This is a genomic window from Pseudomonas sp. 8 R 14 (assembly GCF_900005955.1).
GTDB classification, from domain to species: domain Bacteria; phylum Pseudomonadota; class Gammaproteobacteria; order Pseudomonadales; family Pseudomonadaceae; genus Aquipseudomonas; species Aquipseudomonas marginalis.
The window spans coordinates 77,628-103,531 of record NZ_CVTH01000052.1; the positions used below are offsets into that span (position 1 = coordinate 77,628).

25 protein-coding genes are annotated in these 25,904 nt (G+C 52.8%); 10 read left to right on the forward strand and 15 right to left on the reverse strand.

The features are described 5' to 3' along the window. Positions 1 to 14: 14 nt before the first annotated feature. From BFQ01_RS11205 to BFQ01_RS11225, 5 genes are all read right to left on the reverse strand, one after another. Positions 15 to 284: a hypothetical protein gene (locus tag BFQ01_RS11205; RefSeq protein ID WP_065925321.1), complete on the reverse strand. Its 270-nt coding sequence runs from the start codon at positions 282 to 284 to the stop codon at positions 15 to 17. Further along, positions 281 to 1,261, reverse strand: a complete 981-nt coding sequence (locus BFQ01_RS11210; RefSeq protein WP_065925322.1) for an integrase domain-containing protein — start codon at positions 1,259 to 1,261, stop codon at positions 281 to 283. The genes BFQ01_RS11205 and BFQ01_RS11210 overlap by 4 nt, the downstream gene beginning before the upstream one ends. Continuing rightward, positions 1,245 to 1,598: a hypothetical protein gene (locus tag BFQ01_RS11215; protein WP_065925323.1), complete on the reverse strand. Its 354-nt coding sequence runs from the start codon at positions 1,596 to 1,598 to the stop codon at positions 1,245 to 1,247. Before BFQ01_RS11215 ends, BFQ01_RS11210 begins: the two co-directional genes overlap by 17 nt. Further along, entirely contained in the window at positions 1,585 to 2,991 is a 1,407-nt protein-coding gene (locus BFQ01_RS11220) for a YfjI family protein (protein ID WP_065925351.1), read from the reverse strand. Before BFQ01_RS11220 ends, BFQ01_RS11215 begins: the two co-directional genes overlap by 14 nt. Positions 2,992 to 4,056: 1,065 nt before the next feature. After that, the gene (locus BFQ01_RS11225; RefSeq protein ID WP_065925324.1) at positions 4,057 to 4,593 is read right to left on the reverse strand and encodes a LasR-specific antiactivator QslA; all 537 of its coding nucleotides are present in this window, start codon (positions 4,591 to 4,593) and stop codon (positions 4,057 to 4,059) included. 528 nt (positions 4,594 to 5,121) lie between these two features. Here BFQ01_RS11225 and BFQ01_RS11230 point away from each other — a divergent pair. After that, positions 5,122 to 5,454, forward strand: a complete 333-nt coding sequence (locus BFQ01_RS11230; RefSeq protein ID WP_065925352.1) for a hypothetical protein — start codon at positions 5,122 to 5,124, stop codon at positions 5,452 to 5,454. Between the two features lie 248 nt (positions 5,455 to 5,702). Here the strand turns inward: BFQ01_RS11230 and BFQ01_RS11235 are convergent, their stop codons facing one another. Further along, complete coding sequence (locus tag BFQ01_RS11235) at positions 5,703 to 7,493, reverse strand: reverse transcriptase domain-containing protein (RefSeq protein WP_083244870.1); 1,791 nt, start codon at positions 7,491 to 7,493, stop codon at positions 5,703 to 5,705. A 460-nt stretch (positions 7,494 to 7,953) separates the two neighbouring features. Between BFQ01_RS11235 and BFQ01_RS11240 the strand changes: the two genes are divergently transcribed. Beyond that, entirely contained in the window at positions 7,954 to 8,982 is a 1,029-nt protein-coding gene (locus BFQ01_RS11240; protein ID WP_065925325.1) for a DUF4238 domain-containing protein, read from the forward strand. 970 nt (positions 8,983 to 9,952) lie between these two features. Here the strand turns inward: BFQ01_RS11240 and BFQ01_RS31380 are convergent. The 7 genes from BFQ01_RS31380 to BFQ01_RS11275 form a co-directional block, all read right to left on the reverse strand. After that, positions 9,953 to 11,287 (reverse strand): AAA family ATPase, encoded by a 1,335-nt coding sequence (locus BFQ01_RS31380; RefSeq protein WP_256097727.1) that lies wholly within the window; start codon positions 11,285 to 11,287, stop codon positions 9,953 to 9,955. Positions 11,288 to 11,640: 353 nt separating this feature from the next. Further along, entirely contained in the window at positions 11,641 to 12,354 is a 714-nt protein-coding gene (gene arsH, locus BFQ01_RS11250) for an arsenical resistance protein ArsH (RefSeq protein WP_065925327.1), read from the reverse strand. 29 nt (positions 12,355 to 12,383) lie between these two features. After that, positions 12,384 to 12,854 carry an arsenate reductase ArsC gene (locus tag BFQ01_RS11255; RefSeq protein WP_065925328.1) on the reverse strand — a complete coding sequence of 157 codons (471 nt, stop codon included), beginning with the start codon at positions 12,852 to 12,854 and terminating at the stop codon, positions 12,384 to 12,386. A gap of 15 nt (positions 12,855 to 12,869) precedes the next feature. Continuing rightward, the gene (locus BFQ01_RS11260) at positions 12,870 to 14,153 is read right to left on the reverse strand and encodes an arsenic transporter (RefSeq protein ID WP_065925329.1); all 1,284 of its coding nucleotides are present in this window, start codon (positions 14,151 to 14,153) and stop codon (positions 12,870 to 12,872) included. A 27-nt stretch (positions 14,154 to 14,180) separates the two neighbouring features. Beyond that, the gene (locus BFQ01_RS11265) at positions 14,181 to 14,537 is read right to left on the reverse strand and encodes a metalloregulator ArsR/SmtB family transcription factor (protein ID WP_047598137.1); all 357 of its coding nucleotides are present in this window, start codon (positions 14,535 to 14,537) and stop codon (positions 14,181 to 14,183) included. Next, positions 14,534 to 14,956: an arsenate reductase ArsC gene (locus BFQ01_RS11270; RefSeq protein WP_065925330.1), complete on the reverse strand. Its 423-nt coding sequence runs from the start codon at positions 14,954 to 14,956 to the stop codon at positions 14,534 to 14,536. Before BFQ01_RS11270 ends, BFQ01_RS11265 begins: the two co-directional genes overlap by 4 nt. Positions 14,957 to 15,148: 192 nt before the next feature. Next, a complete protein-coding gene (locus BFQ01_RS11275) occupies positions 15,149 to 15,646 on the reverse strand; it encodes a MarR family winged helix-turn-helix transcriptional regulator (protein WP_054617134.1) in 498 nt (165 codons plus the stop codon). A gap of 196 nt (positions 15,647 to 15,842) precedes the next feature. On the opposite strand from BFQ01_RS11275, the gene arsQ reads away from it, so the two are divergent. The 8 genes from arsQ to BFQ01_RS31390 all read left to right on the forward strand — a co-directional run bounded on the left by arsQ (position 15,843) and on the right by BFQ01_RS31390 (position 22,686). Further along, a complete protein-coding gene (gene arsQ / locus BFQ01_RS11280) occupies positions 15,843 to 17,048 on the forward strand; it encodes an arsinothricin export permease ArsQ (protein WP_065925331.1) in 1,206 nt (401 codons plus the stop codon). Positions 17,049 to 17,120: 72 nt separating this feature from the next. Beyond that, positions 17,121 to 18,395 carry an arsinothricin biosynthesis radical SAM protein ArsL gene (gene arsL, locus BFQ01_RS11285; protein WP_065925332.1) on the forward strand — a complete coding sequence of 425 codons (1,275 nt, stop codon included), beginning with the start codon at positions 17,121 to 17,123 and terminating at the stop codon, positions 18,393 to 18,395. A gap of 11 nt (positions 18,396 to 18,406) precedes the next feature. Further along, the gene (locus tag BFQ01_RS11290) at positions 18,407 to 19,288 is read left to right on the forward strand and encodes a methyltransferase type 11 (protein WP_065925333.1); all 882 of its coding nucleotides are present in this window, start codon (positions 18,407 to 18,409) and stop codon (positions 19,286 to 19,288) included. Between the two features lie 16 nt (positions 19,289 to 19,304). Then, on the forward strand, positions 19,305 to 20,354 hold the full coding sequence (arsM, locus tag BFQ01_RS11295; RefSeq protein ID WP_065925334.1) for an arsinothricin biosynthesis methyltransferase ArsM: 1,050 nt from the start codon (positions 19,305 to 19,307) through the stop codon (positions 20,352 to 20,354). Positions 20,355 to 20,421: 67 nt separating this feature from the next. Beyond that, positions 20,422 to 21,132 carry an aquaporin gene (locus BFQ01_RS11300; protein ID WP_065925335.1) on the forward strand — a complete coding sequence of 237 codons (711 nt, stop codon included), beginning with the start codon at positions 20,422 to 20,424 and terminating at the stop codon, positions 21,130 to 21,132. Positions 21,133 to 21,270: 138 nt separating this feature from the next. Further along, positions 21,271 to 21,816, forward strand: a complete 546-nt coding sequence (locus BFQ01_RS11305) for an arsinothricin resistance N-acetyltransferase ArsN1 family B (RefSeq protein WP_065925336.1) — start codon at positions 21,271 to 21,273, stop codon at positions 21,814 to 21,816. A 243-nt stretch (positions 21,817 to 22,059) separates the two neighbouring features. Continuing rightward, positions 22,060 to 22,284 (forward strand): DUF2188 domain-containing protein, encoded by a 225-nt coding sequence (locus tag BFQ01_RS31385; RefSeq protein ID WP_083244872.1) that lies wholly within the window; start codon positions 22,060 to 22,062, stop codon positions 22,282 to 22,284. A gap of 60 nt (positions 22,285 to 22,344) precedes the next feature. Further along, positions 22,345 to 22,686, forward strand: coding sequence for a hypothetical protein (locus tag BFQ01_RS31390; protein ID WP_003364707.1), 342 nt, complete (start codon positions 22,345 to 22,347; stop codon positions 22,684 to 22,686). 67 nt (positions 22,687 to 22,753) lie between these two features. On the opposite strand, the gene BFQ01_RS11310 is transcribed toward BFQ01_RS31390, so the two are convergent. Both BFQ01_RS11310 and BFQ01_RS11315 read right to left on the reverse strand, forming a co-directional pair. Further along, on the reverse strand, positions 22,754 to 23,797 hold the full coding sequence (locus BFQ01_RS11310) for a DUF4062 domain-containing protein (protein ID WP_083244876.1): 1,044 nt from the start codon (positions 23,795 to 23,797) through the stop codon (positions 22,754 to 22,756). Positions 23,798 to 24,397: 600 nt separating this feature from the next. Beyond that, complete coding sequence (locus BFQ01_RS11315) at positions 24,398 to 25,567, reverse strand: MFS transporter (protein WP_065925337.1); 1,170 nt, start codon at positions 25,565 to 25,567, stop codon at positions 24,398 to 24,400. Between the last annotated feature and the right edge of the window lie 337 nt (positions 25,568 to 25,904).

The following is a 25,904-nucleotide window of genomic DNA, read 5'->3' on the forward strand; positions in this document are numbered from 1 at the left end:
CGCTTAAAGGTCTATCAGGCAACCACGATTTTTGCCTTTCTACGGCGGATCAACCCTGCTGTTAACTCGTAGTAGTAGATGGTAGCTGGCGCTGAGCATCGCAAATAGTGCTCCAGAAACCATCTCACGTGCTTTTCTCTCCAGGACCAGGGAGTCGCGCAACCCCAGCGCTCACGAATCACCTTGTGCATCCTTTCTGCTTGCCTGATGTGCCGCTGCCGCGTGGCATGCGCACCTTTGAGCAAGGGGCGCAGAAACAATGCCATGTCGAACTCGGACTTCATCGCCGACCTCCGATGTAGGCGCTGACCACATCGATGCGGTTATGTCCCAACTCGTGGCTGATCTGCTTACGGGCTCGCTGATCGAGTGCTCGATCCTCTTGATGAACACGACCACCATTAACGGGTGCAGGAAAGCCAGTCAGTTGCTCATAGCGATCACAGGCGTAAGCCGCTCGCAGCTCATGAAAGCCTTTCAATCCATGCTCATGCATGATGTCCCGCGCCGGTCGTACGATTGTCTGTAAGAAATCTTTGTAGCTTTCATCAGGTGTTAACAGATTCCGACTGCCCTTGGGTGAGGCCTCGCTGGCCCTGTCGAGGGCGCCACGAACTTGATCCGTGGCCGCAATCCAACGCGGTGCCGATGCGCCTGATCGACCGCCTTTGGTGCCGTCCTGGATATTGATCTTGCCCAGTTGCCGAGCCTCACGTTGCAGCCGGGGCAAGTCCGCCAAGATCGCTTCACGCAGGCGCATGCCGGTCTCCCGAGCGAGGAGCAAGATGGCACTCACCCTCAGTTGCTGTCGCTCTGACAGCGCTTGCGCAATCAGCCTGACCTGCACACGGTCTTGGCCTTGTGGTGCCTGACTACGCACGCTTGAGCGCTGCATACCCAGCGCCTTGCTCGGACTCGGGATTTTGATGTATTGATCACCGCGCAGCGCAGCCATCGTTCGGTTCACGCTAGACAGTCGGTTCTGTGCGGTGGCGATGCCGACGTTGCCCTGATCAACCTGCTGCCTAATATAGGCGGCGTACCGCATGAGGATCTCGCGGTCGATCTGTCGCGCATCATTGAGCCTGGGCCCTTCCTCGGATCGACACCAACGCACGAAGGCCTGCCAGCGATCACTATGGGCTTTGACGGTAGCAAAATGGCCGTCGCCAAACAGGTCTTTCAGTGCTTGCGGTCCGGCATAGCTGAGCTGGCGACCGAAGCCGAAATTGCGCCCCGCTCGCTTACCGAGGCGAGCCATTTTTCTGTTCCTGATCGACTGCAGCAAGCTCATGTAGAAGGGCGTGCCAGTGTGCACTCACAATAGCGAACTGGGCCCAATCAGTTGGACGGAAACACAGCGTGTTGTCGGTGACGTAAAGATGCGCACCCTCCTCTTTCAGCCATTGAATAATGGCTGTCGTAGAGGCGATAGCTTTATGGGTGGTGGCGACACCGGCGACAGCGGCGACAACCCTTGTCCTGCTTGGCTTTGAACGTGGCGACAAAGTGGCGACAGTAGCGGCGACAAATCGCGCTTTCGGCTCCTTTTGGCGCTGAGCCAGATGGTTGCGTAGCGCTTCATCAATATTGAACATGGCGCACCTCGAAGGTGTGGCCGTCAGTGATGAGCCACTGATGATCAATCAATTCGACCAACAGCTTGGCGGTATGACGACTGCTCTTACGGGCAAAGCGGGGACCGTTGCGATTCAATTCACGAACACTGAAACGCTTCCAATCTTTGACCTGTAGCCATCGCAGCAACCGGTCAGCCTCCTCTTTTACTCGACACACTGGCTCCTGCTCAGTCAGGCGCTGGATCTCGGTGAGGTAGTAGCCAACTAAGGCAGAGGCCCGTTGGATATGGTCGACCTCCACGACGCTGCTCTCCTCCACAACTGCAAGAATGCCCGCGATGCGCAGAAGGTTATCGGCAGCCTTTGATCCGCTGGGCCGCACGCTGGCCAGCTCGCCAAACTCCCCCAACTGAGCTTCGATAGCATCATGCAAATCAATCCAGCGACGACGCGCCAGCGGACTGAGGCTCAGCTTCGACAGCTGCAAGGCTCCATCATCGGAAAGTGACCAGGGCTGATGAAACAAGGCCGAAAGGCGCTGATGATAGCGCTTGAGGGCGGCGTCTCTGGACAAGTCGACAGCCTGGTAGCTACGTTGCCCGGCTAGACTGGTGGGCCAGGTCATCAAACAGCGACCGAGAATGCCTTGCCCCTGCAGCAACGGGTCACTGAGTAAATGCATGGCTAGATACGGTTGCAGCATCAGGTGCAGGCTTAAGCGTCGATCGTAAGCTCGCAAGCTTTCACCCACCATGGACCGCGCGCGATCTATCGGGCTGCCGTCCCAGAGTGACGACAAGGTCGTAACCGCTTTCAAACGGTTATCTCGACTCATGGTGGTGCTGCCGAGGAATTGTCCCCCTTCATCGCAGAACAACCCCATGCTCGGCAGGTCATAGCAGAGCCCTTTGATCAGCGCTTCAATAGTTGGGTCCGTGGTAATCAGCCTCGGTGCAGAGGGCTCCGCTTCGAGCGGTACGCCGTTCGCGGAGTCGGAATCGGCAGGGTTGATACGCTGCATCTGGCGCTGTGCGGCGCGGTACCGGGCAAGCTGTTCGCGGTAGCGCTGCCACTGCTCACGCTCCCATTGGCGTGCTGGCAGCAATGCAGATCGGTCTGCTGCCGTTTTACGATCCCCTGACGCGGCCACCGTAATCAGGTACAGCGACAGAGGGTAATTTCTCCCGTCGAGCTGTAAACCCGCATGGCCTTGTGTGGCCAGTGCCGAGGCAGCCAACACCGATTGCGCAGCCAGCGCCTGGGGCACGCCGATGACCTCGGCCATGCGCTCCACCGCAGGCCCAAGAACCCCACCCAGTGCCTGCACCGGATAAGGCTGAGCTAGGGGATTCGACTCAATCAACGGTCGAGGTGGTGGTGGTAGTTCAAGCTTCGGATCTAACTGCTGCATGGTCCTCTCCTCGTTCATTGCTGGTTGTCCTCACGTAGTCCCGCCACGGTTGTTGAGTGTTATCAGGGATCAAGGCCCCTGCGGCCTGTGAGGTGCTCACTGACGCGGAACGAACGGCTCCTTACAACCGGGAGCGAGGGCATAACCCCATGAATCTGGCCTCCTTAGTCGCATCCGAAGATGCGGGCGGGTAGAGGCTGTGCCGACTGACGAGTTCGGCACCTGGAGATCCGGAGTAGGAGAAGGCAACGACATGGACACCTGGGGCATGCCTGACTGTCAGTCAGATGCAGCCTTTCCATTGGCTGCGGCACCGGTGCCTGTGTCGTTGCAGATGGCGACGAGTCGGATTTGTCAGGTCGATTGTCACGAGGAGAGTTGCGGCAATGCCCTGCACGACGTGGCTTGCAGCAGTGGTACGAGCGCCCGTCTCTTTCCAGGAGAAAGAGACGGGCGCGATCTGGCGCAGCGAAGTGTGCCAAGAGGTGAGGTTGCTGCAATGCAGCGAGGTAGGTCCATCGTCTGCCGCAGTAGGCAGATTAGTCGAGTAGGCATCCATCACTCTTGGGGAGTGACCGCGCGAGCCGCCGGACGCTAATCGCACTTGGGGAAAAACCACCACGCAAGTGGCGTAGCCTTAAAGGTTCTGGCTACCTGGGCTGGTGCTGTCAACGACAGCGATCCGTGCGCCAATTGTTATACCCACTCGAAAAGGCGGTCAAGCGGCACCCCAATGTGCTGAGAAAGTGGCGACTGTCGCCACTTCTGTCGCCATGCTCCAGACCACGTTCTACGTGGGTTGTCGCCGGCGTCGCCGCTGTCGCCACACCTACATCCATGCCCAAAGAAAAGATTCGGACACACACTGAATAAAGTTGCGCTCGATAGAAATCGCGGGGAATTACTGATGGTGAAAGCAGGCGTGGTGTGAATTAAATTTGAGCATGGAGGGTGAAAGGCGGCGGCTTCGAGAAAAAGCGAGTGAACCCTCCGATCAGCGCGATCAAAGATCACTTGATCGGAGGGTCTGGCGGGAAAAGCAAATCTCAAACGTCAATTACAGACTCAGGCATCAAAGCGGGTTGATTGGGAAGTGACGGCCTCGCGTCGCATGATCAGCGTCTGCTGCAAGCGCAGCAAAAAACCGGCTTCAAATGCCTCTTGTGGATCACCTGGACGATGACGTTTTCGGTTCTGAGACAGCGCCCACCATAACGGTAATGATGAGCCCTCAAGCCAAATCTCTGCGCAACGAACTCCCTCCTTGATTGCCGGAGCGAACTCATCGCCCCACGGGGTTTGGATCGCGGGAGCCCCTTCAACTGACGGGACAGAGACATATTCATGGATCTGTTGATGGACACTTTGAGCTGGGATGCCAGTCAGATTCCGAAACGCCCTGTCGTACAACACCGCGGCGTCATCCAGCAACTCTACTGCCAGCTCAACGTCTTGCGGAAAATGAAGCAGAACACTCTGGGCTCCGTTAAGCCGGAGAGTGGCAGCCTGCCGTAGTTTTATCGCTGCATCTTCAGGGGTAAGCGATGAAGTATCGATGCTGTTGGGTTTGGGAAGACCGATGAGAAGCGAAAGATCAAACATCGCGGAATCCTCCGAGATAGTTTGCAGCTTGAACCATCTGGCCGGGGTGGCGCACGGGCTTAAAAGGGGGACATGCCATTTTCCTTATCTCCTTGGTTTGATTAAGGAACGCCATCCACCGTTGCGACACGAATGGGTGGCACACCGTACAGGGGTCGCAAACCGGAAACCAAGGAACCCGGCCAGGCCGAAGCCTGCCCTGCACGGTGCGCCATAGAAAAGCAGCAGCTAGCACTTGAAGTGCTGACTGTGCGATATGGCACATACCGCGCCTTGGTTTCGATACAGGTTGCGACACCCGGTCGCGGGATTGACCGCGACAGGACAAAGCGTAAATGTGAAGCAGCGACAATACAAGCATGAGTGTCAATAAGCGCCACACTCATACGAAAGCTCAGGATAGAAACTAATGTTCTTCGCCGTTTAGTGGCTATGGTAGGTATGTATCAAGAAGAGCTTATCATTTCCGAAGCCGGCCACACTGCTACAATCGGAAACGCTATAGATGATCCCCTCTCGATAAATGGTATGACTACAGAGCTGACGGAAGAAGAAATGCGTCGGGCGCTATTCGGTGAGCCAGAGGCCCCTGCATCAGTAATCGCCACCCACGAGCAACACACTGCGCCGGAAATCGTAATCGCGGAGCCGACAGAGGTAGTGAAGAAAAAGAAACTATCAAAAACCTTTACTCCCAGATTGAAAGTCACACTGAGGGTGGGGAATGAGTTCGAAGGCAAGATGCACGAAATCGTACATGAGGCCGATACCCTGAGTTCCCTAGTTGCGGAGCAAGAAGCGACAAAGATAGCCAAGAAAAAATTCAGGTTTGTGGAAGTTATTTCGGTCAAGTCGATGTAAGCGGCCCACCCGGCCGACCAACTCGTGTGAAGTGAGGCCTTAACTTCGATTACGGTAGCCATTCGCAGGCTTCAAACCTAGAGGTCAATCCAACGTTTCAAGGCATAACTGAACACCAGCCATCCCCTGCAGACCTCGGTCACGACGGGCAAAAACCGGCCAATAGCTGCCTTTCGCTAAGACTGCAAAAGGCTAAGAACAGTCTATAATTATGTCAGTTTTGGAATTGCAGAACAGTCAACACCGCCCTACTCCTGCAGCCGAGCCGTTACTCGCTCAATTCTCTGATGATGAATCTCAGTGAAAACTCCGTCGCGACTACGTTTTGGTAAAGCCTTAAGAAGGCAGCCCCCTAATAAATCATGTAATTTTTTATAAAAAACAAAATCTTTTCTAATAATGAATGTATTTAAACTTTCCAATGGAATGAATCCAAATAGCGCTGATTCGATATTGTTTTTAGCTCCCCTTGCTGCAACGCCAATGACCTCCATGGAGTCGTTGAAGAAGGGGCCGCCACTATTCCCTTCAAAGAGAGTAAAGTCTACTAGCCAAAGATCTAGATCAACTTGTCTACGACGCTGAGTTGTATGCCCTCTAGCAATATAGTGTGCGGCTCCATCTCTATGCCTAGGAAAGCCAATTGATAGAACTGACTCCATCGGTCGGATTATTGATCTCTCGGCTCTCCGTAGAGAAGGGATGCTACGAAATTCCGCGTTTGGATGAAATATAGCCAAGTCTGCTTTTTTATCAGAAAGGATAAGTTCTGCGGTGTACTCTTTCTCTTCGTTAGCTCGTTGGAATGAAATCATATGAGGCGCCATGGATTTTGATACGCCGCGTACAACGTGTTCGTTGGTAACGATTCCAACTCCATCCAGCAGGAATGCGGTTCCCTGGCTGTCATCGGTCATATTATTAACTACGAATATCGAGTTCCCCAAAACTTCTTCAGGAGTCTTTTTGAACTCTGGGTTTGCTTTGCCGATAGCGACGGTAAAGTCGTAGGCTAGCCGGCGATAAACCTTGTCTCCACGCCCGCGGATCATTTGAATGTAATTAAGACGGCCTTTCACAACCTTGATGAAAAAATCGCCCGCATTATCTTTTGTTCTAATGATCTGCCGTGGCTGTAAGGGATGGCTTTCTCCCTTCAAAAGCTCCAAGTATTTAGCTTCTGCCAACTCACATCCATGTCGCTTGAGAGCATTAATCATTGAGCTTGTAAGGCGAACGAATTCTCTAGTAACGTTCGGCCTCTCATTCACGATAAGGCCGGTCACCATTTGGCGTTGAGATCGATGTTGGAGTCGTGTTTTTTCAGGATTAATCATGAAGCCATTGGATTTGATGATTTCCTCCAATTCTCGCCCTGGGATAGCCCTACGATCTTCAGAAACCTCGATTATATCTTTTGGTAGGTATTTTAACGGAGTAGTAAAAGAAAAAGTTATATCATCTGCATAGCGTGTGAAATGGCATTTTCCTGTTTTCGCTACAGCTTGAAGCTGCGCATCAAGTTTGCGGCAGATCATGTTGGATATTAATGGAGAGGTTGGCGATCCTTGCGCTAGCCGACCATCACTACAACAGATATGTGCAATCACGGTTGCTACGTTCCGTGGTGCATTGAACGGTTGGGCCATGAATAAATTTCGTACCCGGCCAAAGTGAATACTTCCAAAGAAATCTTTTAAGTCGATATTGAATACGTACTTTTTCCCCGAATGGATTTGAGCATTGGTTTTGATGCTTCGACCTTCAACAAATCCATGGGTGGAGGATTTTGGTGTGTAAAATTTTTCGAGATGTTCTAAGAGCTCGCGCTGAAGTCTCTTCAATACGCGCTTAGGAGCCACGATAGCCCGCGGCGTACCATTTCTCTTAGGGATGGAAAAACTTACATAGTGACTTGAGTTCTTTTTGTACAAAAAACTGAGCAGTTTCTTTTGGTCAACTTTTAGAAGCCGGCACAAGTTGTCAAGGTCGCTGAATCCTGGACGAAATAAATTTTTAAAAATCTCTTCGATATTCATGGTGATAACCGGGTCTCGGGGTCATTTTCTCTTTTACACATCGCCAACGTTAACAACATCGTTAAGCGCGAATAGGCAAAGCTACCCTTGCATTGGCCACCGCATATAGTCAGTGGAAAGTTAAATCGTACCCCGAGCCCGGAGGCAAATTGATATCATATGGCAATAGCGTAGTCAAGGCGGTTTTACAGCTAGCTAAAACGTTCATACTGTTGGACACAACCTAATGGTGACCTCATGGTGACCTTTAGGAAAATGAACTGCCGTTTGTGAACTGCTCGCACTAACTAGTGCACCTGTTCCCGCCACTGCCCATTCTGGGCAGCTAACGCTATGCTTCTGTCGCTTTCTACGAGTTCTCGTTCACACTGGAGTGGTTCATTTGGCATCGGACATCGGATATCTGACACACCCTGAATAGGGCTGTCTCCTGACAGATTAATGAGGATGAAGCGCCACGATGGAAGGCATCAAAAAAGAAAACCACTATGTACCGCAGGCCTACCTGAGGCAATGGGTGATCAATGGCAAAATTCTCACTTACAGGCTCCTAGTGCCGCATGAGAAGTGCGAGCATTGGAAGCCTCATTCCCCCAAAGGTATTGCTAAACACCAGCACCTTTATACCTATTTCTCGGGCTCTAAAGACAGCGATGAGATTGAGCGCTGGCTTGATCGTGAATTTGAGCGGCCTGCATCGGTGTCGATAGCAAAGGTAGTTAATGAGACTCAATTGAGTGTCAAGGATTGGAACAATTTGTTCCGCTTCGCCGTAGCGCAATCGATTAGGACGCCTACAGGCATGCAGAGCTTCATGAAGCGCCAGAACGAAACGCTTGAGGCTTTTTTGTCTGAGTCGATGGAGGGATCGGTTGCCAAAGTTGAAGCAGCTTTGGCTTCTGGTATCAAACTTGAGCCCGCATCAGCTGTAGACCCGTACAGCAAGCTGCCCCTTAAGCTCCATCGCGTGAAAAATCAGGATGGCTCAGTAGGTATCGAAGCACGGGTACTGAATGGGCGGAAGTTTTGGATTTGGCAACTCGAACACATCCTCAAAAACACAATCCATCGTATGCCAACTCATCGATGGACCATCCTGCACGCCCCCACTGGAGTCACTTGGCCAACAACAGATAATCCGTTCACAAGGCTGGGAGTGGGGGCGAACGGAGAGCTGAGCCTTGAAGGCGGCTGGGGGGTACAAGGAACAAGACTTTTCCTTCCTCTTAGCCCCAAGCACCTCCTATTCGCTTGTGTCGGCCAGCGCCCCCCTCCACGAGGCAGTACGGTAAGCCTCTCCGACGCGGCATTTTTTCGTACGATGATCATCAATGGCGCCAGCCGCTACATATTTGCGACGGATACACAGGATATCGTTGAGTTCAGGCCACGCACCGTCTCACGTGAGCTATTTGATGCAGAGGCTAAGCTGTGGGCGGATTGGCATGCAAGCCAATCAGAAGAGGAAGCACAGTACCCCAACCTTTAACCTATTTTGCCCCCGAGGCGGTTGATAGCGGGGAGTGAGTTGCCGTGTATGGTCGCGGAATTACCCTTCGCTAATGGCAGCTATGGGTTGTGGATTGCGGCCCTTCGTGAGAGGCAGCAATTGGCCGGTTGCTGCCTGTAGTAAAGGGCTGAAATCGGCCAGGAGCGGTCATCGGGAGCGTCTGAAAAAAACGAAACCGATCTTGTCGGTGTCCGCTAAGGTCTGCATAAAAGGAAAGTCCTCTCCGGGGTACGAATGATAGAGTTGATCTCGTATGGATGCAGGCAAGAGGAAAGAGCAGTTAAATATTGCATATGCGCACGCGCCCTAAGATGGGCCAATTGACTGCGATCAGTCCTCTGGAAAGGTTAGCAATAATCAAGGATGCTCAGGAGCAATGCCGTTTTCAAAGAAACGTTCAGATTGTTCTGCCAAGTTCACATCCTCAACTAGTTCTTCGCAACGCCCAAATTTTCTATAGAAACGATTCAAGTTACAGATGTAAATTGTGTAGCCTCCCTTATCTGAGCATTCTACGTAAAGGCGATTGAACTTAGCGATGTGCTCTTCATATGAGTCGAAATGAGGGTGAACAATTCTGAATAATGCGGAATTTTTAGGGTAATTGACTCTGTTTGCTGTTAATACTGGCTTTACTAAGGCCTCTCGATTGGACTTAAACTCATTACAGTCTGGGCATACTACACACATGTTTTGAGGTTCAAACATGAAATCAAGGTATTGTGATTTTGGAGCAATATGTTCAATTTGCGCTCCAAATGTTGAGTATGATGAGATCGGCCCTAAACAGTAAGCGCACGTAAGTCGCTGAGCATTTCGATAATGCTCTCGGATTTCTCGTCGCACGGGTAGGAGTTCATTATCCCCCCAGCTTGTGTGCGAGTAGCCAGGAGAGGTTTTTTTCTGTTCAACGATCACTGACGATGTAGCACTAAGCGTTATTGGATATTTAATTAGCGGCATAGTGTTCACACAGCATAGCAACGGATATGATTAACTCCTTCACGGGATCGCTCTCTTCGAGCTGCTCTTTGAATTGTAAAAGCCGCGATAACTCCGCCTGCGAGGATGCTGTTACTTCTTTGCTGTGCTTTACTTTTGCCAGAAGGTTGAAAGCAAGGCGAGAAATGTATTCATTCATAATGCCAGGAGCATCAAATAGTTCTGCTAGTTGGAAATCAGCTGATTTATCATGGAACTCTTCTGCATCGTAAAGCTCGCCGCGAGACAGGGAAGCAATGTAGCAGCCGTGCCCACGTAATCTTGCTATTATTTGAGGTGAGTGAGTGGCAATGATGAACTGGCAGTTTTGATAGCTGGCAAAGGACGAGGTGAGCAGCTCCATGAACTCCTCTTGCCACCTCGGATGAAGGCTTATCTCCGGCTCGTCAATAAGAATTAGCGAGTTATCATCGATATGCCCCGCAATACCCAAAATCAGGACCAGCAAGCATTGTTCGCCCGAACTAGCTTTTTTTAGAGATAGTGGGCCGAAACCAAACTTCTCCAATGTGAAGTCCATCAGGCGCATCAGCCCTACTTCAAGAAGTACCAAGACAGCTAGTATTATGGATCTGCCGGCCTGAAACTCACCAAAGGTTAAAGTTGATCTGGAAAAGTCAGCCCTTAGTTCAATTGCCTTTCTTGTAGTCAAGATCTTATTGACTGTAACCATCGCATCTAGGACTTCAAGTAGTCGGCCATAATGTAGATTTTCCAGAAGCTCGAAATATCGCTCATCGACTTCAATTGAATGTTCACGCTCTAGTCGTCTAAGTTCAATTGCGAGGCTAGTTCCCTCAACTCTAGATGTATCGTAGGCTTCCCGGCTGCCCCTTAGATATCCTGGCTTCAAAATAAAATCAGCAACAGGTCGAAAATTTAACGAATCGAAGACTGCCGTGAGATTATGAGTTCCATCTTCTGAAGATAGTTTCTCCAGTAGTCCTTTTGCAGCAGACGAAATTAAAGATACGGAATTTGAACTCTGATAAATACCTTCACTTCGCATTCCAACGTACCGGTAGTTTGCCTTCGCAGTATTATTGGATCGATTTCGCGGGCTAGGAAATTTGTCAAAGGGGCTAGTAGATACCGCGATAACCTTAGAATAGTCTTCGGTAACGATGCCAATCTGCGCTATGGAAGATAAGAGTCGGCTTTTTCCAATTCCATTTTTACCGACTAAGACTGTATACCAGTTATTAACTCCTGGTGACACGTTCTCAGGAGTAAGTCGCACAAGTTTTTGGTCAAAATCAATGTTTATCAATCGTGAAGCCATCTGAAACCACTCCTTGTCTATTTGACCTGTGTCCAATGTTAACGGCGCGTCCATCCTCAGTCACTACTTCTTGGAATGAAGGCCTTGTTTTCCACTTATCACAGTCTAAGCGCCTTAGGTTTCATAGGCGCGTCCGAAAGACAGCTTGTGGCCGGGTTCTGCCATTCAGCACCTTCAGCCTCCTATCAAGCGTAACCTGTATCCCGAGAGCGGCAGGGAGATCCCCCCCTAATCAAAGATGAGAAGCAAGGGCGTAAAATCGATTACAAGCGCCAGGCCAGAGCGTGGATATCTCGTGGAGGTACCCGAGCCGACAATCGGCAACCACTCGTATTGGTGACCAGCTGCATAACTCAAATGGAGCGCTGATTAACCCGTTTGGACAGCTCTTCAGCCGACTCTTTGCGTTCCGAGTAACGGTCTACCAAGTAGTCCTGACGGTCACGCAATAGCAGGGTGAACTTCATCAGTTCCTCCATCACGTCGACCAGGCGATCGTAGTAAGACGAAGGCTTCATACGTCCAACCTCGTCGAACTCGGTAAACGCTTTGGGCACTGAAGACTGATTGGGGATTGTCACCATACGCATCCAGCGACCCAGGACTCGCAACTGATTCACGACGTTGAAAGACTGAGAACCGCCACAAACCTGCATGACTGCCAAGGTTTTACCTTGGGTCGGACGTACCGCGCCCATCGCCAATGGCACCCAGTCGATCTGAGATTTAAAGACGGCACTCATCGATCCATGACGTTCCGGAGAACACCACACCTGCCCTTCCGACCACTGCATTAGCTCGCGGAGTTCCGCGACTTTCGGATGGGTATCCGGAGCATCATCAGGCAGCGGTAATCCTGATGGGTTGAAGATTCGCGTCTCCGCACCGAAGTGCTCCAGTAATCGCGCAGCCTCCTGAGTAACCAACCGACTGAACGAGCGCTCGCGGGTCGACCCGTAGATCAGAAGGATGCGCGGTTTATGCGTGGACGGCTCACGAGGAGTGAGTCGCTCCATGCTTGGGACGTCGATGAGATCTGCTTCGATGTTTGGAAAATGGTCTTTCATAGTAACTCCTGGCTCCAGCCACACACGGCCTACAACGTGCCGATGCGGGCTAGCTCAGTTTTAAGGTCTTCTGTGCTCAACGTAGCGATAGGCAACGAAATGAAGGCGTTGACGCGCTCCTGGATTTTGCTCAGGGTTTGCTGGAATGCCGCCTCGATTTTCGCTTCAGATCCCGTAGCTTCGGATGGATCAGCCAACCCCCAGTGAGCCTTGAGCGCCGGGCCAAAGAAAATCGGGCACGCTTCGCCGGCCGCACGATCACAGACGGTGATGACGATGTCTGGAGGCGCCCCCTCAAAGGCATCGGACGCTTTACTGCTAAGGCCTTCAGTAGGGATGCCTGCAGCTTTGAGTGTTCGAATCGCTCGCGTGTTTACCTGGCCACTTGGGAAGCTTCCGGAACTGATGGCTTCCATGCCTTCAGGAGCAAGGTGATTGAACACTGCCTCGGACAAGATGCTCCGGCAGCTATTGTGGGTGCACATGAACAGGACTTTCATCGTGATCTCCTTGAATCAAAAGCTGAGGCGCAAAGCCAAGGCGCTCAGGGTGGCAATGAGGATTGGAAGCGTGAGCACTACACCCGTCTTGAAGTAGTAGCCCCAACTGATGGTGATGCCTTTCTTGGCCAGCACGTGTAGCCAGAGCAGAGTGGCTAGACTGCCGATAGGAGTGATTTTCGGACCCAGGTCACAGCCAATGATGTTCGCGTAAACCATGGCTTGATGAACTACGCCAGTCGCTTCTGTTGCATGGATCGAGAGCGCGCCGATGAGCACTGTTGGCATGTTGTTCATGATCGAAGAAAGCACGGCAGTCAGGAGCCCTGTCCCCAGCGATGCTCCCCAAATGCCATATCCCGCGAAGACGTTGAGCAATTGAGCGATGTGGTCAGTCAGTCCGGCGTTCTTCAAGCCATACACCACCAGGTACATGCCCAGCGAGAAGATCACGACTTGCCACGGGGCGCCCTTGAGCACTTTGCTGGTGTTGATGGCATGGCCTTTGGCGGCGATGACGTAGAGCACCAATGCGCAGGCGGCGGCAATGGCACTGATAGGGATACCCAGTGGCTCGACAACGAAGAAGCCGACCAGCAACGCGAGCAACACCCACCATCCAGCCACGAACGTTGCGCGATCTCGAATCGCATCCTCAGGGGAATGGAGCTGTGCTAGGTCATAAGTCTTGGGTAAGTCTTTTCGGAAAAACCACAGGAGCATCCCCAGCGTTGCGACGATGCTGACCAGGTTGACCGGCACCATGATTGCCGCGTACTCGCTGAAGCCGATGTTGAAGTAATCGGCCGAGACGATATTCACAAGATTGGAAACCACCAGCGGCAAACTCGCCGTGTCGGCAATGAATCCTGCGGCCATCACAAATGCCAGAGTCGCTGCGGGAGAAAAGCGCAGGGCCAGCAACATGGCGATCACGATGGGAGTAAGGATCAGCGCTGCACCGTCATTGGCGAACAGTGCTGACACAGCTGCTCCCAACAAGATGATGAAAGCAAACAACTTGCGGCTGCTGCCACCTCCCCAGCGAGCGACATGCAAGGCTGCCCACTCGAAGAAACCAGCCTCGTCGAGCAGCAGGCTGATGATGATCACAGCGATGAACGTCGCCGTGGCGTTCCAAACGATACTCCATACCACGGGAATATCGCCGAGGCTGACCACGCCGCTCAACAATGCCAATGCGGCACCTAACGAAGCACTCCAGCCGACACCCAGCCCTTTGGGCTGCCAGATAACCAGAACAATTGTGACAATGAAAATAAGTAGCGCAATCAGCATGGGAGCAGCTCGTTTCGAAAAGTTGGATCAGCCGCACACGGTCTGATTGACTGGGCGATCATTCATTTCACAGAGCCGCTTGGTTTCTGTGTCCAGCCACTGCTGGTTGGCATCAACGACACCCTTAAGCACTTCGGTGACCCAGGTCGGCAGTTCGGGATGGAGTCGGTAGTAAACCCATTGGCCTTGGCGCCGATCCGCCAGTAACCCGGAGGATCTCAGCAGTGCGAGATGTCGAGATATTTTTGGTTGGCTTTGCTCAAGAGCGGCCGTCAGTTCGCATACACAGAGTTCTCCCTCGCGGGCGATGAGTAGCGTTATTTTGGTTCGAGTGTCATCTGCCAGGCTTTTGAACAAAACGGTAGGAGTGATTGGCTCGTTCATGAGGCCTCCAAGTGTTTGGTTTTCACCAATACAAATAATTTGATGCGTTCGTGGATATCGTGAAGGGCGTGTTTGAAGGCGTCCGGGTGGGAGCTGCTCACTGGATCCTCAAAGTCCCAGGCAAGCACTTCACCTGCCTTGGGCATCGCCAGACATTCACGCGCAGATTTGTCGCAGAGGGTGATCACGTAGTCGAAATGCTCGTCACGAAACTCTTCGACGGACTTGCTATGTAGGCCTTGGGCGTTAATTCCGACGTGAGCCAGTTCGGCAATGGTTCGAGGATCAACGTCAGTCGGTTCGGTACCTGCACTGAACGCTTCGAAACGCGCGTCGCTGTGTCTAAGCAGTGCTTCAGCCAGCTGAGATCGAGCGGAGTTAGCAACGCAGATAAAAAGCACTTTGATGGGGGTGCTCATGAACACACCTCACGCATATGGGAAATCGAATATACGATAATTCGAATATACGGTAAAGCGAATGTATCAGGAGACGCGCGCACTACCCTTCTGCGATTTTCACGAGAACCGCAGATTGGTTATTTCACCCGGAAACGGAACCGGGCAAGAGTCGTTGAAAATCAGGGGAGGCGGCAGCTGCTTACCGCAACGTCAGCAGCATTTGCTTGGCAAATACTCGTCACGGCTAAGGTCTTTCAGACCGCAGCGTTTTTCGGTGGCTTTAGCGAAGCGACGAAGCATTTCGATCGCCCCGTCACGTGCTTCTTTCGACAAATCGCAGGCCAAGTTGCGAGCTTCACCCACCAGATCCGACCGAATACTTTCATAAATGGCCGTGCCTTCTGGCGTCACCGTGATCGCCAGGGCGCGGCCGTCAGTTGCGTCGGGCACACGGCGAACCAGCCCTTGTTTGGCAAGCGAATCGACCAGCCGACTGGCGTTGCTCTTATCGAGAAAAAGCTCGCTGGCCAACGATTGAACGCGAACCGGCCCTGCCTTAATCACATGCTCAAGTGCGTAGCATTGAGTGACGGATAAGCCCTCGCAGCAGCTGCGATCTCTGTCACGAAACTGGTACACGCGAACCAAATGACTCAGCGCTTCATAGAGCTGTTCGGCATCCTGGTCGATCTGATCATTCGTTGGCATAGCACTCGGCTCGCAATTCCGGGAAAACGCTAATACCACCTTAGCAGTCGTAGCGACACTTTTTTTTGGGCATAAGGGCCAGCGAAATTGTTCCAAGATATTAGTTGCGACTCGCAACGTATTTTGCGATTGTGAATTGGAGATGAGGCTTGTAGGTCTCTGAGAGGCGGTTCTGGAAACGCTTGGAGGTACATGGATGTTGGTAGAAGCGCTTAGGACGAAAACAGGCTCCCGGTTACGGAACCTATGGAGCAGCTTTTCCATTCCTCTCCCTGTCGCAATGCTGCTGACTGCAATTCTGATCCCCATTCTTGCCGGGGCTAGCAGCGGTGAAGTGTTCCAGTCGCTGAGCAAAGGATTCGGAAACAACCTCGGCTATTTCGCCATCGTCATCCTAAGCGCGTTTTTCATTGCTGGCTGGATCTCGACGCAGGGAAGCGCTTCCTTCGGAAAGTTCGGTATATCACTGTCACCTTTGCTCGGTGCCGGCATGGTCTGTCCCGATACCGCCTACGCCTCTCTTGCTCCCATCGCAGGACAGCACAGAAAGTACATTGCGATCGGATGCTACTCGGGGTTCAAGCTTTTGATGCCCGCAGGCCCGCTGATCATTGGGATCGGGTTGGAGGCAAATACTCATGATCCGAAATTTCTGTATTTAGGGCTGCTGCTTACGGTCGTTACCTGGGTGGCCGGGACGATCTGGACTTACTGGACGACACGCTCAGATTTTTCATCCCCAAGCGATTTTACTGACTCCGCCGCGCCTCAGGACTCGGTTATCAAAGTAATTCTGCCTCTGGCTGTATTTTTCGTGCTCCTGATCGCCGGGTACACCATCCCAAAGAATCAACACTCCGTAATCGAGTTCTTCACTACGCCCGCCGGTGCGCTGATTGCCACATCGTTATTAATCGCGATTAGCTGCAAACCTGGTGAGGTTCAAGATTTACTGTCCAAAGCGATGCGCAGAACCAGCTCGTTACTGTTCACCATAGGTTGTGCATCCGCGTTGGGCCAAGCCCTCGGTATGGTGCTTCCGAAAGATCTGATTCAGCAGGCATTCAGCGCGTCGGGCAGCACCACGCATATTTTGGTTGGGGTGTTCCTGCTGGCAGCGGTATTCAAAACACTAAATGGTTCTTCGCTTGCGACCTTTGCTGCCATCCCACCTGTTCTCTCGCCAATCTTGGCGTCGAGCGGAGTGGATTTGATGAGCGTCACGTTCGCCGTATGCCTGGGATCCTTCGTCGCCATTCTCCCTAACGACAGCTATTACTGGTTGGTCAAAACCGACGCCTTTCCCGAATACAGCACCGGCAGGTACATGCGCCTAGTGACCGCCGGCTCAGTTCTACAAGCATTGATAGGCTTGGCAGTCCTTCTGCTGATCTCGCTTTAACTTCGAATTCCTACAAAACCATCAGTGACTCCAGTCACCGAATCGTCGTGCCTGAGCTCAAGGAGAAAGAGAATGAAGTACCTGGTCGCCAGTACATTCGAAGGGGGGTATCAACCGCTCAACGCGATATCTGCAACCACAGCTCTACTCGATGCAGATATCGACGCGCAGCTGATCGATATCTACGTTGAGGGGCTTTCCCTGGAGAGATTCAGCGACGCAGATTTGGTCTTCATCTGCGTACCGCTTTTTGACTCTCTGACTGCGGGAACGCAGCTAGCCAAGCAGCTTAAAGAAGCGAAGCCCTCCCAGAAAATTTGCTTCTTCGGTCAATACGCGACCATCAATGCAAAAAGCCTGGCCTCTAAGTACGGTGACTACGCGATCGCAGGCGAGTGGGAAAAACCCATTGTCAGCTTGGCTAAACACCTGAGTGGCGAGCAGGGACGAGATCTGCGCGGAGTCATCGATCGTACTCGCGGCCTTTCCAGTGAAATCGTAGTACCTCAGTTGATCCGTGACGGGTTCCGCCTGCCACGCAGGGACTTGGCACCGCCTCTACACAAATACCCGCAACCTCAACTGGAAAAGTTGCTCGGCGAAAAGAAAGTCGTAGGTGGGGTCGAAGGGTCGCGCGGATGTCACCACAAGTGCTCCTACTGCTCTGTGTATGCGGCCTACGACGGCAAGGTACTTTTGGTCTCCGACGATCTTGTTGAGCGTGACGTTGCGAACCTCGTCGCGCAGGGAATGACTCACCTTACCTTTACGGATGCCGACTTTTTCAATGCCAAGAAGCATGGTTTGAAAATTATCCGAACCCTGCATTCGCAGTTCCCTGACCTCACGTACGACTTCACCACTCGCGTGGATCATATTCTGGAGAACAAAGACGCCATCAAGGAAATGGGGCAGCTCGGGCTTGCCTTCATCACCACCGCGTTGGAGTTCCCCAAGCAGGAAGTTCTCGACCAAGTCTTCAAGGAAATGAACGTACCCATGATCGAGGAGGCCTTGGCATTCCTGAAAGAGGCCGGCGTCAAGGTTAACCCGACCTTCATCACGTTCAACCCTTGGGTGAGCCTTGAGGACATGGCCGAGCTACACGATTTCATTGCTCGCAACGAGCTGGAGAACATCGTCGACCCCATCCAGTTTGAGACTCGGCTGCATCTCTACAAGGGCTCACCGTTGCTCAACAACGACACGGTGAAGGAACTGCAGTTGGAGGAGCACGAGTTTCATTTCGACTGGCAGCATTCGGACTCCCGTCTGGACAAGCTCTTTATGGACTCGGTCACACCACCGGAAGAAGGTGTGTTCAAACGTTGCTGCCTGAAATGCTAAGGAGATAACAGATGTCGTCACTTACTTTGTTGCAGGCGGCTCTCAGGCTGGCCAACCAAACTGAAGGCCTCCAAGTGCCCGGCCATATTGCCTGGCGCGCGCATAACGAGGCATTGAACAAGTCGCTGAAGGATGGCAAAGACACTCTTTTCATCTGCTCCGCTAGCCGCAATGACGAACTCACAGCCCAGTTTGGGCAGGCTGATGGCGTAACGTTCAGTTCGAGTGCGATCGGAGCCGATCCCGCTGCGGCCGCGTTCGCGAACATTTACTGGGAAGGGTTCAATGCTGAGCCCGAATTTGGCCGAATCGCGCAATCGCTCTACGAGCGACTGCAACGTCATGGTCGACTGGTATTCCCGGCGATTCTGTCTGATGAGGAAGCCGTCTCGCTCAGGGCCTTCACAGTTGAGGGGTTGGAGTGCAGCAACGCGCTGACAGAGTCTGCTATTGCCGAGAAGCTTTGCGAAACGGGTTTTCATGGCATCACTTATGAGCTGGCATCCGAAGTGCCTGTCTCCATTCAGGATGGCATTGAGTTCCGACTCTTCACCGTGAGCGCATACAAAGGTAAGGCCGGCGTGTGCCTCGACCAGGGGCATGCCGTTATCTACAAAGGCCCCTGGAAGCATACGGTCGACGATGACGGCCATACATACCAGCGCGGCGTCCGTACAGCGGTGTGTGAGAAGACCTTCAATCTGCTGATGTCAGCGCCTTATCAAGACCAATTCATCCCCGTGCGTTGCTATGTCGAGCCAGCCTTGGACAAGAGCGGCTTCTTCGACTGCAACACGCCTTCAATCCGGGATCCCAAGGTCACCAAAGGGCTTGTGCCCATCGCAGGCTCTGCCGAGGAATCGTGCTGCGCTGATGGTACTTCGTGCTGCTAAACGGGAGATGTGAGTAATGACTTCTGCAATTGAAAACACAATCATCGCTGACTACACCGAGGCGTTGAGCAACGGCAACGTTGTCCTTGAATCGCAACTGACTGAAAGTTGCTGCAGCGACGCCTACGGTGCCCAGTACCTGAAGAAAATTCCAAAGCGAATCATCGAAGCTAACTTCGGGTGCGGTAATCCGACCAAGTATGTGCGCGAAGGTGATGTCGTCTTGGACTTGGGGTCAGGGGCCGGTCTGAATTGCTATGTAGCTGCCCAAATCGCCGGCAGTAAGGGTGCTGTCTTTGGTATCGACATCAACCCGAGCATGTTGCAGATCGCTCGCGAAGAGGCGAATGCGTTTCAGAAGGCAACAGATAGCGCACCTTTGCGTTTCTACAAGGCCTCCGCGAGCAACTTGAAAATCGATCAGGAGCTGGCCGAGGAACGCCTGCGTACGGAGCCTTGTGCTGATTGGGCATCGTGGAAAAACTTCGAGCAGTTCATCAGCGATAGCTCTCAGTCCAAGCCTCTTATCGACAGCCAGTCTGTCGATCTGGTGATCTCGAACTGCGTGATCAATCTGGTTGGTGAAACCGAAAAGCAGAATGTTTTCGCCGAAATTTATCGGGTACTGAAACCAGGTGGCCGTTTTGCAATTTCCGACAACGTCTCAGATATCGCCATCCCTGACGAATTGAAGCGAGACACCAAGCTATGGTCGGCCTGCTACTCAGGCGTGCTTCAAGAACAGGAGTTTTACAAGCAGCTTCAGGAAGTCGGTCTCACGGGAATTAAAATTGAGGCCCGGAACGACGCCTCAACCAAGCGAATTGGCAATGTCCGGTTCTACTCCGTCACTGTCACTGGTACCAAGCCTGAAGTTCAGACTGGGGAGTCTGTGACGGTGATTTACCGAGGGCCTGGGCTTGAACTCACCGGCGATAGCGGCAGGGTTTACAAGCGCGGTGTGCCCACGGACTTGACCTCACAGGATGCCTACCTTTCCGCAGACGATGCACTGTATGTCGTGGAAGGAAGTCAGCCCGTTAAGCCCAAGTCCTGCTGCTCGTAACAGCATCTGCGGCTACGAGTCGGCTAGTAGCCGCTACCCCTCAAATCTCTCCTCATGGACCTATCCAATGAGTACTTCACGGAAAATCTTGGTTGAGTTTCTCGGTACAGCAGTTCTGCTATGCACCGTAGTTGGGTCTGGAATCATGGGTCAGCGCCTGGCAAACGGTAACGATGCGCTAGCGCTTCTTGCCAATGCACTGGCAACAGGCGCGAGCTTGTATGTGCTGATCGTGTGCTTCTCCACTTTTTCCGGTGCACATTTCAACCCGGTGGTGTCCGTAGTCGCCTATTTGCGCGGGGGGCTGAGCAGTAAGCAAGTGGGCCCATACGTGGCGGCTCAAACGACGGGTGCACTCTTCGGGGTATTTGCTGCACACTTCATGTTCGAGCTACCTGTGGTCGAGTTCTCCCATCATATTCGCACAGGGCCGTCGCAATGGTTCAGTGAGTACCTGGCAACGTCGGGATTGGTGCTGACCATTCTGCTATGCGATAAATATCACAAAGCAAAAGTGCCTCAGGTGGTCGCCGCGTATGTTGTTGCAGCTTACTGGTTCACGTCCTCCACGAGCTTTGCGAATCCAGCGGTGACGATCGCTCGCGGGTTCACTGATACGTTCTCGGGGATACGGATATCAGACGTAGCGCCGTTCATCATTGCGCAGTTTTTTGGTGGGCTAACAGCGCTGTTCCTGGCGAAGGTTCTCGGTTGTAAAGAGGTCGTCGTGGATATCCCGCAGCCTGGTCTACACGAGCAAAAGTTCCCAATTCAGTGAACGGTGCTCTCTGCGGCTCGTGGATGCGGTGAGCCCGCTGGAGGCGAAGATCACGGTTTTATCGCGACACTTTAAAGGGCTGGCCTTAGGTGGCTCAGCTCTTCAAATGCGGTTCTTTAAGGGGCAGCAAGGAAAGACATGAATTATAAAGTGAGGGTTGCTACACCCGCTGATGCCTCTGCCATCCAGGCTATCTATGCACCAATGGTTTTGGAAACCGTCATCTCGTTTGAGCTGGCGCCACCGACTGTCGACGAGATGGCAGCACGAATAGCCGCAACACTGCCGACGTATCCCTATTTGGTAGCCGAGGTGGAAGGCAACGTTGTTGGATACGCTTATGCAAGCCAGCATCGAGCCAGGGAAGCTTATCGTTGGTCGGTAGATGTCACCGTCTATATCGATCCAGCCGTACACCGAATAGGGATTGGCCGCACGCTTTATCAGCGGCTTTTACCACTCCTTGAAAAACAGGGATTTCATGCGGCCTATGCAGGTATCGCCTTACCCAACGCCGGAAGCATAGGTATCCACGAAGCGCTCGGGTTCACCCATATTGGCACTTACCCTGAGGTCGGGTTCAAGCACGGCCAATGGCATAGCGTGGGTTATTGGCGCAAACCACTGTGTGCTGCGACACCGCCAAAGGAGATCACACCGTTCAGCGAAGTGCAGTGCAAGTAGAAACGCAGGATGCCGACGGCTGTCGCCAACACAAAGGTCATTAAGACTTTTAGAGAGGAGCAGCCGCGTCGCGAACCGGCGAGGCACTTCTGCTTCTGCACGTAAGCTTGAGCAAGACAGGCCGATTGCCTGAGACAAAGCACAACATACATGCGCTCCCAGTCGATCTATCACTACATGTTGTATTTGTCCGTTTCGATGCTACCTTCTACTAAGCAGGCAACTCACTAGTAGAGGTGTTCCATGGCAGGCAAAAATCAGCACGTCGTGAAACGTGATGAAGGCTGGGCGGTTCGGGGCGAGGGCAATACTAAAGACACCTCCCACCATCGAACTCAAAAGGAAGCTGCTGACGCGGCTCGTCAGATAGCTCAAAACCAAAAAAGCGAAGTGCTAATCCACGGCCGGGACAACCTGATCCGTGAACGTGACTCCTATGGCAACGACCCCCGTCCTCCCAAGGGCTGATTACGACCTCACAGCGCCTCCGGAAGGAGGCGCATCCTGGGCTTCAATAAGGTATTCGGTATGAAGATCGTAACGGTGGTTCACGTGCACCTGAATCGAATCGGCTCTACCCGTGGCGGGTTTGGAAGTCATAAGCGACTAACCACCTATGCAGAAGCATCAGATGCAGAAATCGAAACCCTTCGAGATCTAGTGATTTCGATTGCCGAACAAAATGGTGAGGCACCTGGGTCTCTGAACGACCTTCGCCATGAACGTCAAAGCGGCCACCCTCCCCAGGTTAAGGTCTTCAACATTCATGCGCCCAGCACTTCATTCAGCGAGCCCTATGCATATTGCGAAGCCTTTCCAGCGCTCAAGGCTGACAACCGGATCTTCAAGCTAGAAGAACTGCCAAGCTGAGACACGAAGGGGTCGAGTGGTTCATTGTTGCTTATCCCCCTTCCGCCTGCTGGCCACGCTCAATTCTTTAGGAAAGCTTGCGTCCGATTCGGAACAAAGCGTCTTCCAGCCACTGGTTGAAAACGCCCTGTGACGCTGGAATCAGCAGTTTTCTTTCCTCAATGTTTTTCTCACTGCGGTGCGGCATGGACATCGACGATGCAGGGGTGCTTGGCGGCTCTGCGTAGACTTGGTGAGAAATTCCGTAGATCCCCAACTGGAACCAGCCTCCCTTACCTCTGCTAATCAAACTAAAAGCTTCTTCCGCAAAGCGTTTTAGCCGGCTGGGCGAGATGTAATAGGAGGCAAAATATTCGCCGCCCTTTCCTGGGGCTGCCAGAGAAATAGAGAGCCAGCTCATCCCATTATCGTGATGCCGCCAAGAGGCCTCCTCCGCATCTAGGCCGGTGATGTCTCCCTCGTTAAATGACTTGTAACCACCCTTGATAGAAACCAAGCCCGCCTGAGAAAGCTTGAGGAAGAATTCATCATGCTGGGTGTGCATGGAACGCAACGTACCCGAGAGAATGGGCTGCGGCAGAAACACGAGCTCTAGGCGATCTTCACGAGGCCGGCTATTCCAATTTCGGCCGTTGCTACGATTCTGCAGGTGCTGAACGAACTCCTGTTCGGAAATGGCACTGCGACTGGCTGCAAGTTGGCTTAGCCCCTGGATGATTTTGTCTGAGAGATCGCGATCACCTGTGAAGGTGGAACGGAAAAGGCCATCGACGTAATCGGAAACCTCCCAGTGAAAGCGCTTTTGATCATCCTCGACTGGAATCTCTTCCAGAAAAGCCAGGATGGGTTTATTGGCAGCTTTGGCGCGATGGAACTCCTGCTGAGTGACGGACTCACCTGTGTTGGTTTTGAAGCCGAAGTCCGCGCCAAGAATCAGCACCACTACGTCGGCCTGGTCAACCTCAGTCATACATGCGACTTCAGAGGAATAGGGCCTTGCACCAAAATCCTCACACATCACGGGGGTGTGCCCCAACAGAGAAACTGCTTTTTTGGCGGCCGCACGATAGTGCTCAAAATTACGTACTACAGAGCTGATAAACACGTTCATAGCAGTCCCCATCATAAATAGGTCCCATCCGTTTCGCCTCATCATAGCGGCCGCTTTACTCGAAGTGACAGCTGCTGAAAAAAACTAGTCGCTGAATAGTCCCCGATTTCGTAGAGACTGGCTGCTTTTGGCCGGGTTCTGCCGTTCACCACCTTCAGCCTCCTATCAAGCGCAACCTGTATCCCGAGAGCGGCAGGAAGATCCTCCCAAATCAAAGATGAGAAGCAAAGGCGTAAAATCGATTACAAGCGCCAGGCCAGAGCGTGGATATCTCGTAGGGGTATTCCAATTGGTATTCCAATCAAAACTAAAAAATAAATATATCCTAAATAATCAATGGGATAGGATGCAAATTCAGATTACCCCGGCCCACGGACGTCTTTTTTATGCCTGAAATCCAGCAAACACAAAGTTTTGATGACCGCATTGCGCTTTCTAGCGCTTTTTGAGTTCCAGACGCTTTGGTATCCAATGGTATTCCCGGCTGCCCAGCACCAGTCTTGGGAAAGCCCCCCTGCCCTTGTGAAGACGACGTTCTCCGAATTTATCTCCAGCAGAGGCGCAACCGGGATACAGCGCTAAACAAGGTACAGACGCAATTCACTCTGATGCAGGAACTCTGCGCAACATCAACATTGCAATAAAAACCGCACCGACTACCCCCACCGAGATCATCAGCCCATGCTCGCTGACATAGGACACTGTGGCGCCCGTGGCAATGGGACCCAATACGCTACCCAAGGTGTAGAACATCGCAATCGCCGTCATGGCGGTGGACATTTGATGTTCGCCCACTCGGTCTCCCGCCTCGATCACTGCCAGGGTGTTCATGCCGCCAATGGCGCCCCCCCAGAGGAACACGGTAATCGTCGCCAACCAAGGGAGCGGCTGGCTGAACGGAATAGCCAGGGTGCCTAGCAACAGTATCAAGCCGCAGACTAATTGACCGACCTTGTAGGAACTGCGGTCGGCCATCCAGCCGACCGGCAGTTGCAGGAGGGTGCCGCCAATTCCGAACGTCGATATCAGCAGGGTGGCGGCGGTCAACAGATAACCAGCCGAGAGGCTGTAGCCTGCAAGGAACGATACGGATGAGGTTTCCGAAAAGCCTGCGATAAACGCGCCACACAGCGCCGTGGGGATGACGCTGAATAACTTGCCATGGCGTTTTTCCGCCGGTGTTTGCGGTCGCGTATCGTAGCCCTTGAGGGTTAAGGCCAGCGCGCCGGATAACAACACGATCACGGCACAGGCGTAGTAAGGCGCGGTACTCCCGACTCCGAATACCACCAACAGCAGCGGGCCAACAGCAATACCCAGGCCCATCAAGGTCTCATGTATGCCGATCGCCCGGCCGCGCTCGTCTTTCGAGGCGACCGCGAGGATCCACGTATCGCAGGCAATCCAGCGCAGGATCAAGCCAATACCGAGTACGAAGTTCAGCGAAAAAATCAGTACCAAATGGGTAGTCAAGGTCATACCGATCAGCGCGGCAATCGTCAGCGCTGCGCTGAGGATATTCGTCTTGACGAGCCCCAAATGGGCCAGCAAGCGCGGAACCCATTTGTAGAGCAGCAGGATCGCCAACCACGAGGCACTGACAATCACCCCGATCTTTGCCGGCTCGACCCCATGCTGATCCAGCGAAAGCGATAGCAGCGGAGTGACGGTACCTATCTGCACGATCTGTGACAGGGCCGAGAGCGTGTTTATCTTGGTGAGCGCAAACCAGCGTTGTTTGTCGGTGTACTCAATACCGGTATTTTCCATTCGTGACCGACCTTGGCTAGACAGCGCTAAAGTGTTCGAACAACCACGGGCAGAGCTCACCTTCGGGCTTGTGGAACAGCGCACTGATGGTGTCCAGAGGCGTCCAGTCGGCCTGGATGCCTTAGAGACTTTCGAGGAAGGGTAGAGCAATTTCCAGCACCCGACGATGATCCATCTGTTCCGGCTCGACTATCCCGCGGTGAAGCATGTATTACGCACCGCCCCCCCGAGCCCCTGCTGATTCAAGCAAGCGAAACCCTCGCCTCACTCAACGCCATGACCACCGACCTGGCCTTCGAGCTCGAAGGTGCCAACCGTCACAAGCTACTGGCCACCT

Bases quoted from the DNA above. Each gene is read 5' to 3' on its own strand.
- BFQ01_RS11215 (WP_065925323.1), bottom strand. From the start codon at position 1,598: ATGTTCAATATTGATGAAGCGCTACGCAACCATCTGGCTCAGCGCCAA.
- arsQ (WP_065925331.1), top strand. From the start codon at position 15,843: ATGTTGGTAGAAGCGCTTAGGACGAAAACAGGCTCCCGGTTACGGAAC.
- BFQ01_RS11260 (WP_065925329.1), bottom strand. From the start codon at position 14,153: ATGCTGATTGCGCTACTTATTTTCATTGTCACAATTGTTCTGGTTATC.
- BFQ01_RS11305 (WP_065925336.1), top strand. From the start codon at position 21,271: ATGAATTATAAAGTGAGGGTTGCTACACCCGCTGATGCCTCTGCCATC.
- BFQ01_RS11270 (WP_065925330.1), bottom strand. From the start codon at position 14,956: ATGAGCACCCCCATCAAAGTGCTTTTTATCTGCGTTGCTAACTCCGCT.
- BFQ01_RS11275 (WP_054617134.1), bottom strand. From the start codon at position 15,646: ATGCCAACGAATGATCAGATCGACCAGGATGCCGAACAGCTCTATGAA.
- BFQ01_RS11225 (WP_065925324.1), bottom strand. From the start codon at position 4,593: ATGTTTGATCTTTCGCTTCTCATCGGTCTTCCCAAACCCAACAGCATC.
- arsM (WP_065925334.1), top strand. From the start codon at position 19,305: ATGACTTCTGCAATTGAAAACACAATCATCGCTGACTACACCGAGGCG.
- arsL (WP_065925332.1), top strand. From the start codon at position 17,121: ATGAAGTACCTGGTCGCCAGTACATTCGAAGGGGGGTATCAACCGCTC.
- BFQ01_RS11315 (WP_065925337.1), bottom strand. From the start codon at position 25,567: ATGGAAAATACCGGTATTGAGTACACCGACAAACAACGCTGGTTTGCG.
- BFQ01_RS11265 (WP_047598137.1), bottom strand. From the start codon at position 14,537: ATGAACGAGCCAATCACTCCTACCGTTTTGTTCAAAAGCCTGGCAGAT.
- BFQ01_RS11255 (WP_065925328.1), bottom strand. From the start codon at position 12,854: ATGAAAGTCCTGTTCATGTGCACCCACAATAGCTGCCGGAGCATCTTG.
- BFQ01_RS11230 (WP_065925352.1), top strand. From the start codon at position 5,122: ATGACTACAGAGCTGACGGAAGAAGAAATGCGTCGGGCGCTATTCGGT.
- BFQ01_RS11290 (WP_065925333.1), top strand. From the start codon at position 18,407: ATGTCGTCACTTACTTTGTTGCAGGCGGCTCTCAGGCTGGCCAACCAA.
- BFQ01_RS11310 (WP_083244876.1), bottom strand. From the start codon at position 23,797: ATGAACGTGTTTATCAGCTCTGTAGTACGTAATTTTGAGCACTATCGT.
- BFQ01_RS31380 (WP_256097727.1), bottom strand. From the start codon at position 11,287: ATGGCTTCACGATTGATAAACATTGATTTTGACCAAAAACTTGTGCGA.
- BFQ01_RS11235 (WP_083244870.1), bottom strand. From the start codon at position 7,493: ATGAATATCGAAGAGATTTTTAAAAATTTATTTCGTCCAGGATTCAGC.
- BFQ01_RS11300 (WP_065925335.1), top strand. From the start codon at position 20,422: ATGAGTACTTCACGGAAAATCTTGGTTGAGTTTCTCGGTACAGCAGTT.
- arsH (WP_065925327.1), bottom strand. From the start codon at position 12,354: ATGAAAGACCATTTTCCAAACATCGAAGCAGATCTCATCGACGTCCCA.
- BFQ01_RS11240 (WP_065925325.1), top strand. From the start codon at position 7,954: ATGGAAGGCATCAAAAAAGAAAACCACTATGTACCGCAGGCCTACCTG.
- BFQ01_RS11220 (WP_065925351.1), bottom strand. From the start codon at position 2,991: ATGCAGCAGTTAGATCCGAAGCTTGAACTACCACCACCACCTCGACCG.
- BFQ01_RS11205 (WP_065925321.1), bottom strand. From the start codon at position 284: ATGAAGTCCGAGTTCGACATGGCATTGTTTCTGCGCCCCTTGCTCAAA.
- BFQ01_RS31390 (WP_003364707.1), top strand. From the start codon at position 22,345: ATGAAGATCGTAACGGTGGTTCACGTGCACCTGAATCGAATCGGCTCT.
- BFQ01_RS11210 (WP_065925322.1), bottom strand. From the start codon at position 1,261: ATGGCTCGCCTCGGTAAGCGAGCGGGGCGCAATTTCGGCTTCGGTCGC.
- BFQ01_RS31385 (WP_083244872.1), top strand. From the start codon at position 22,060: ATGGCAGGCAAAAATCAGCACGTCGTGAAACGTGATGAAGGCTGGGCG.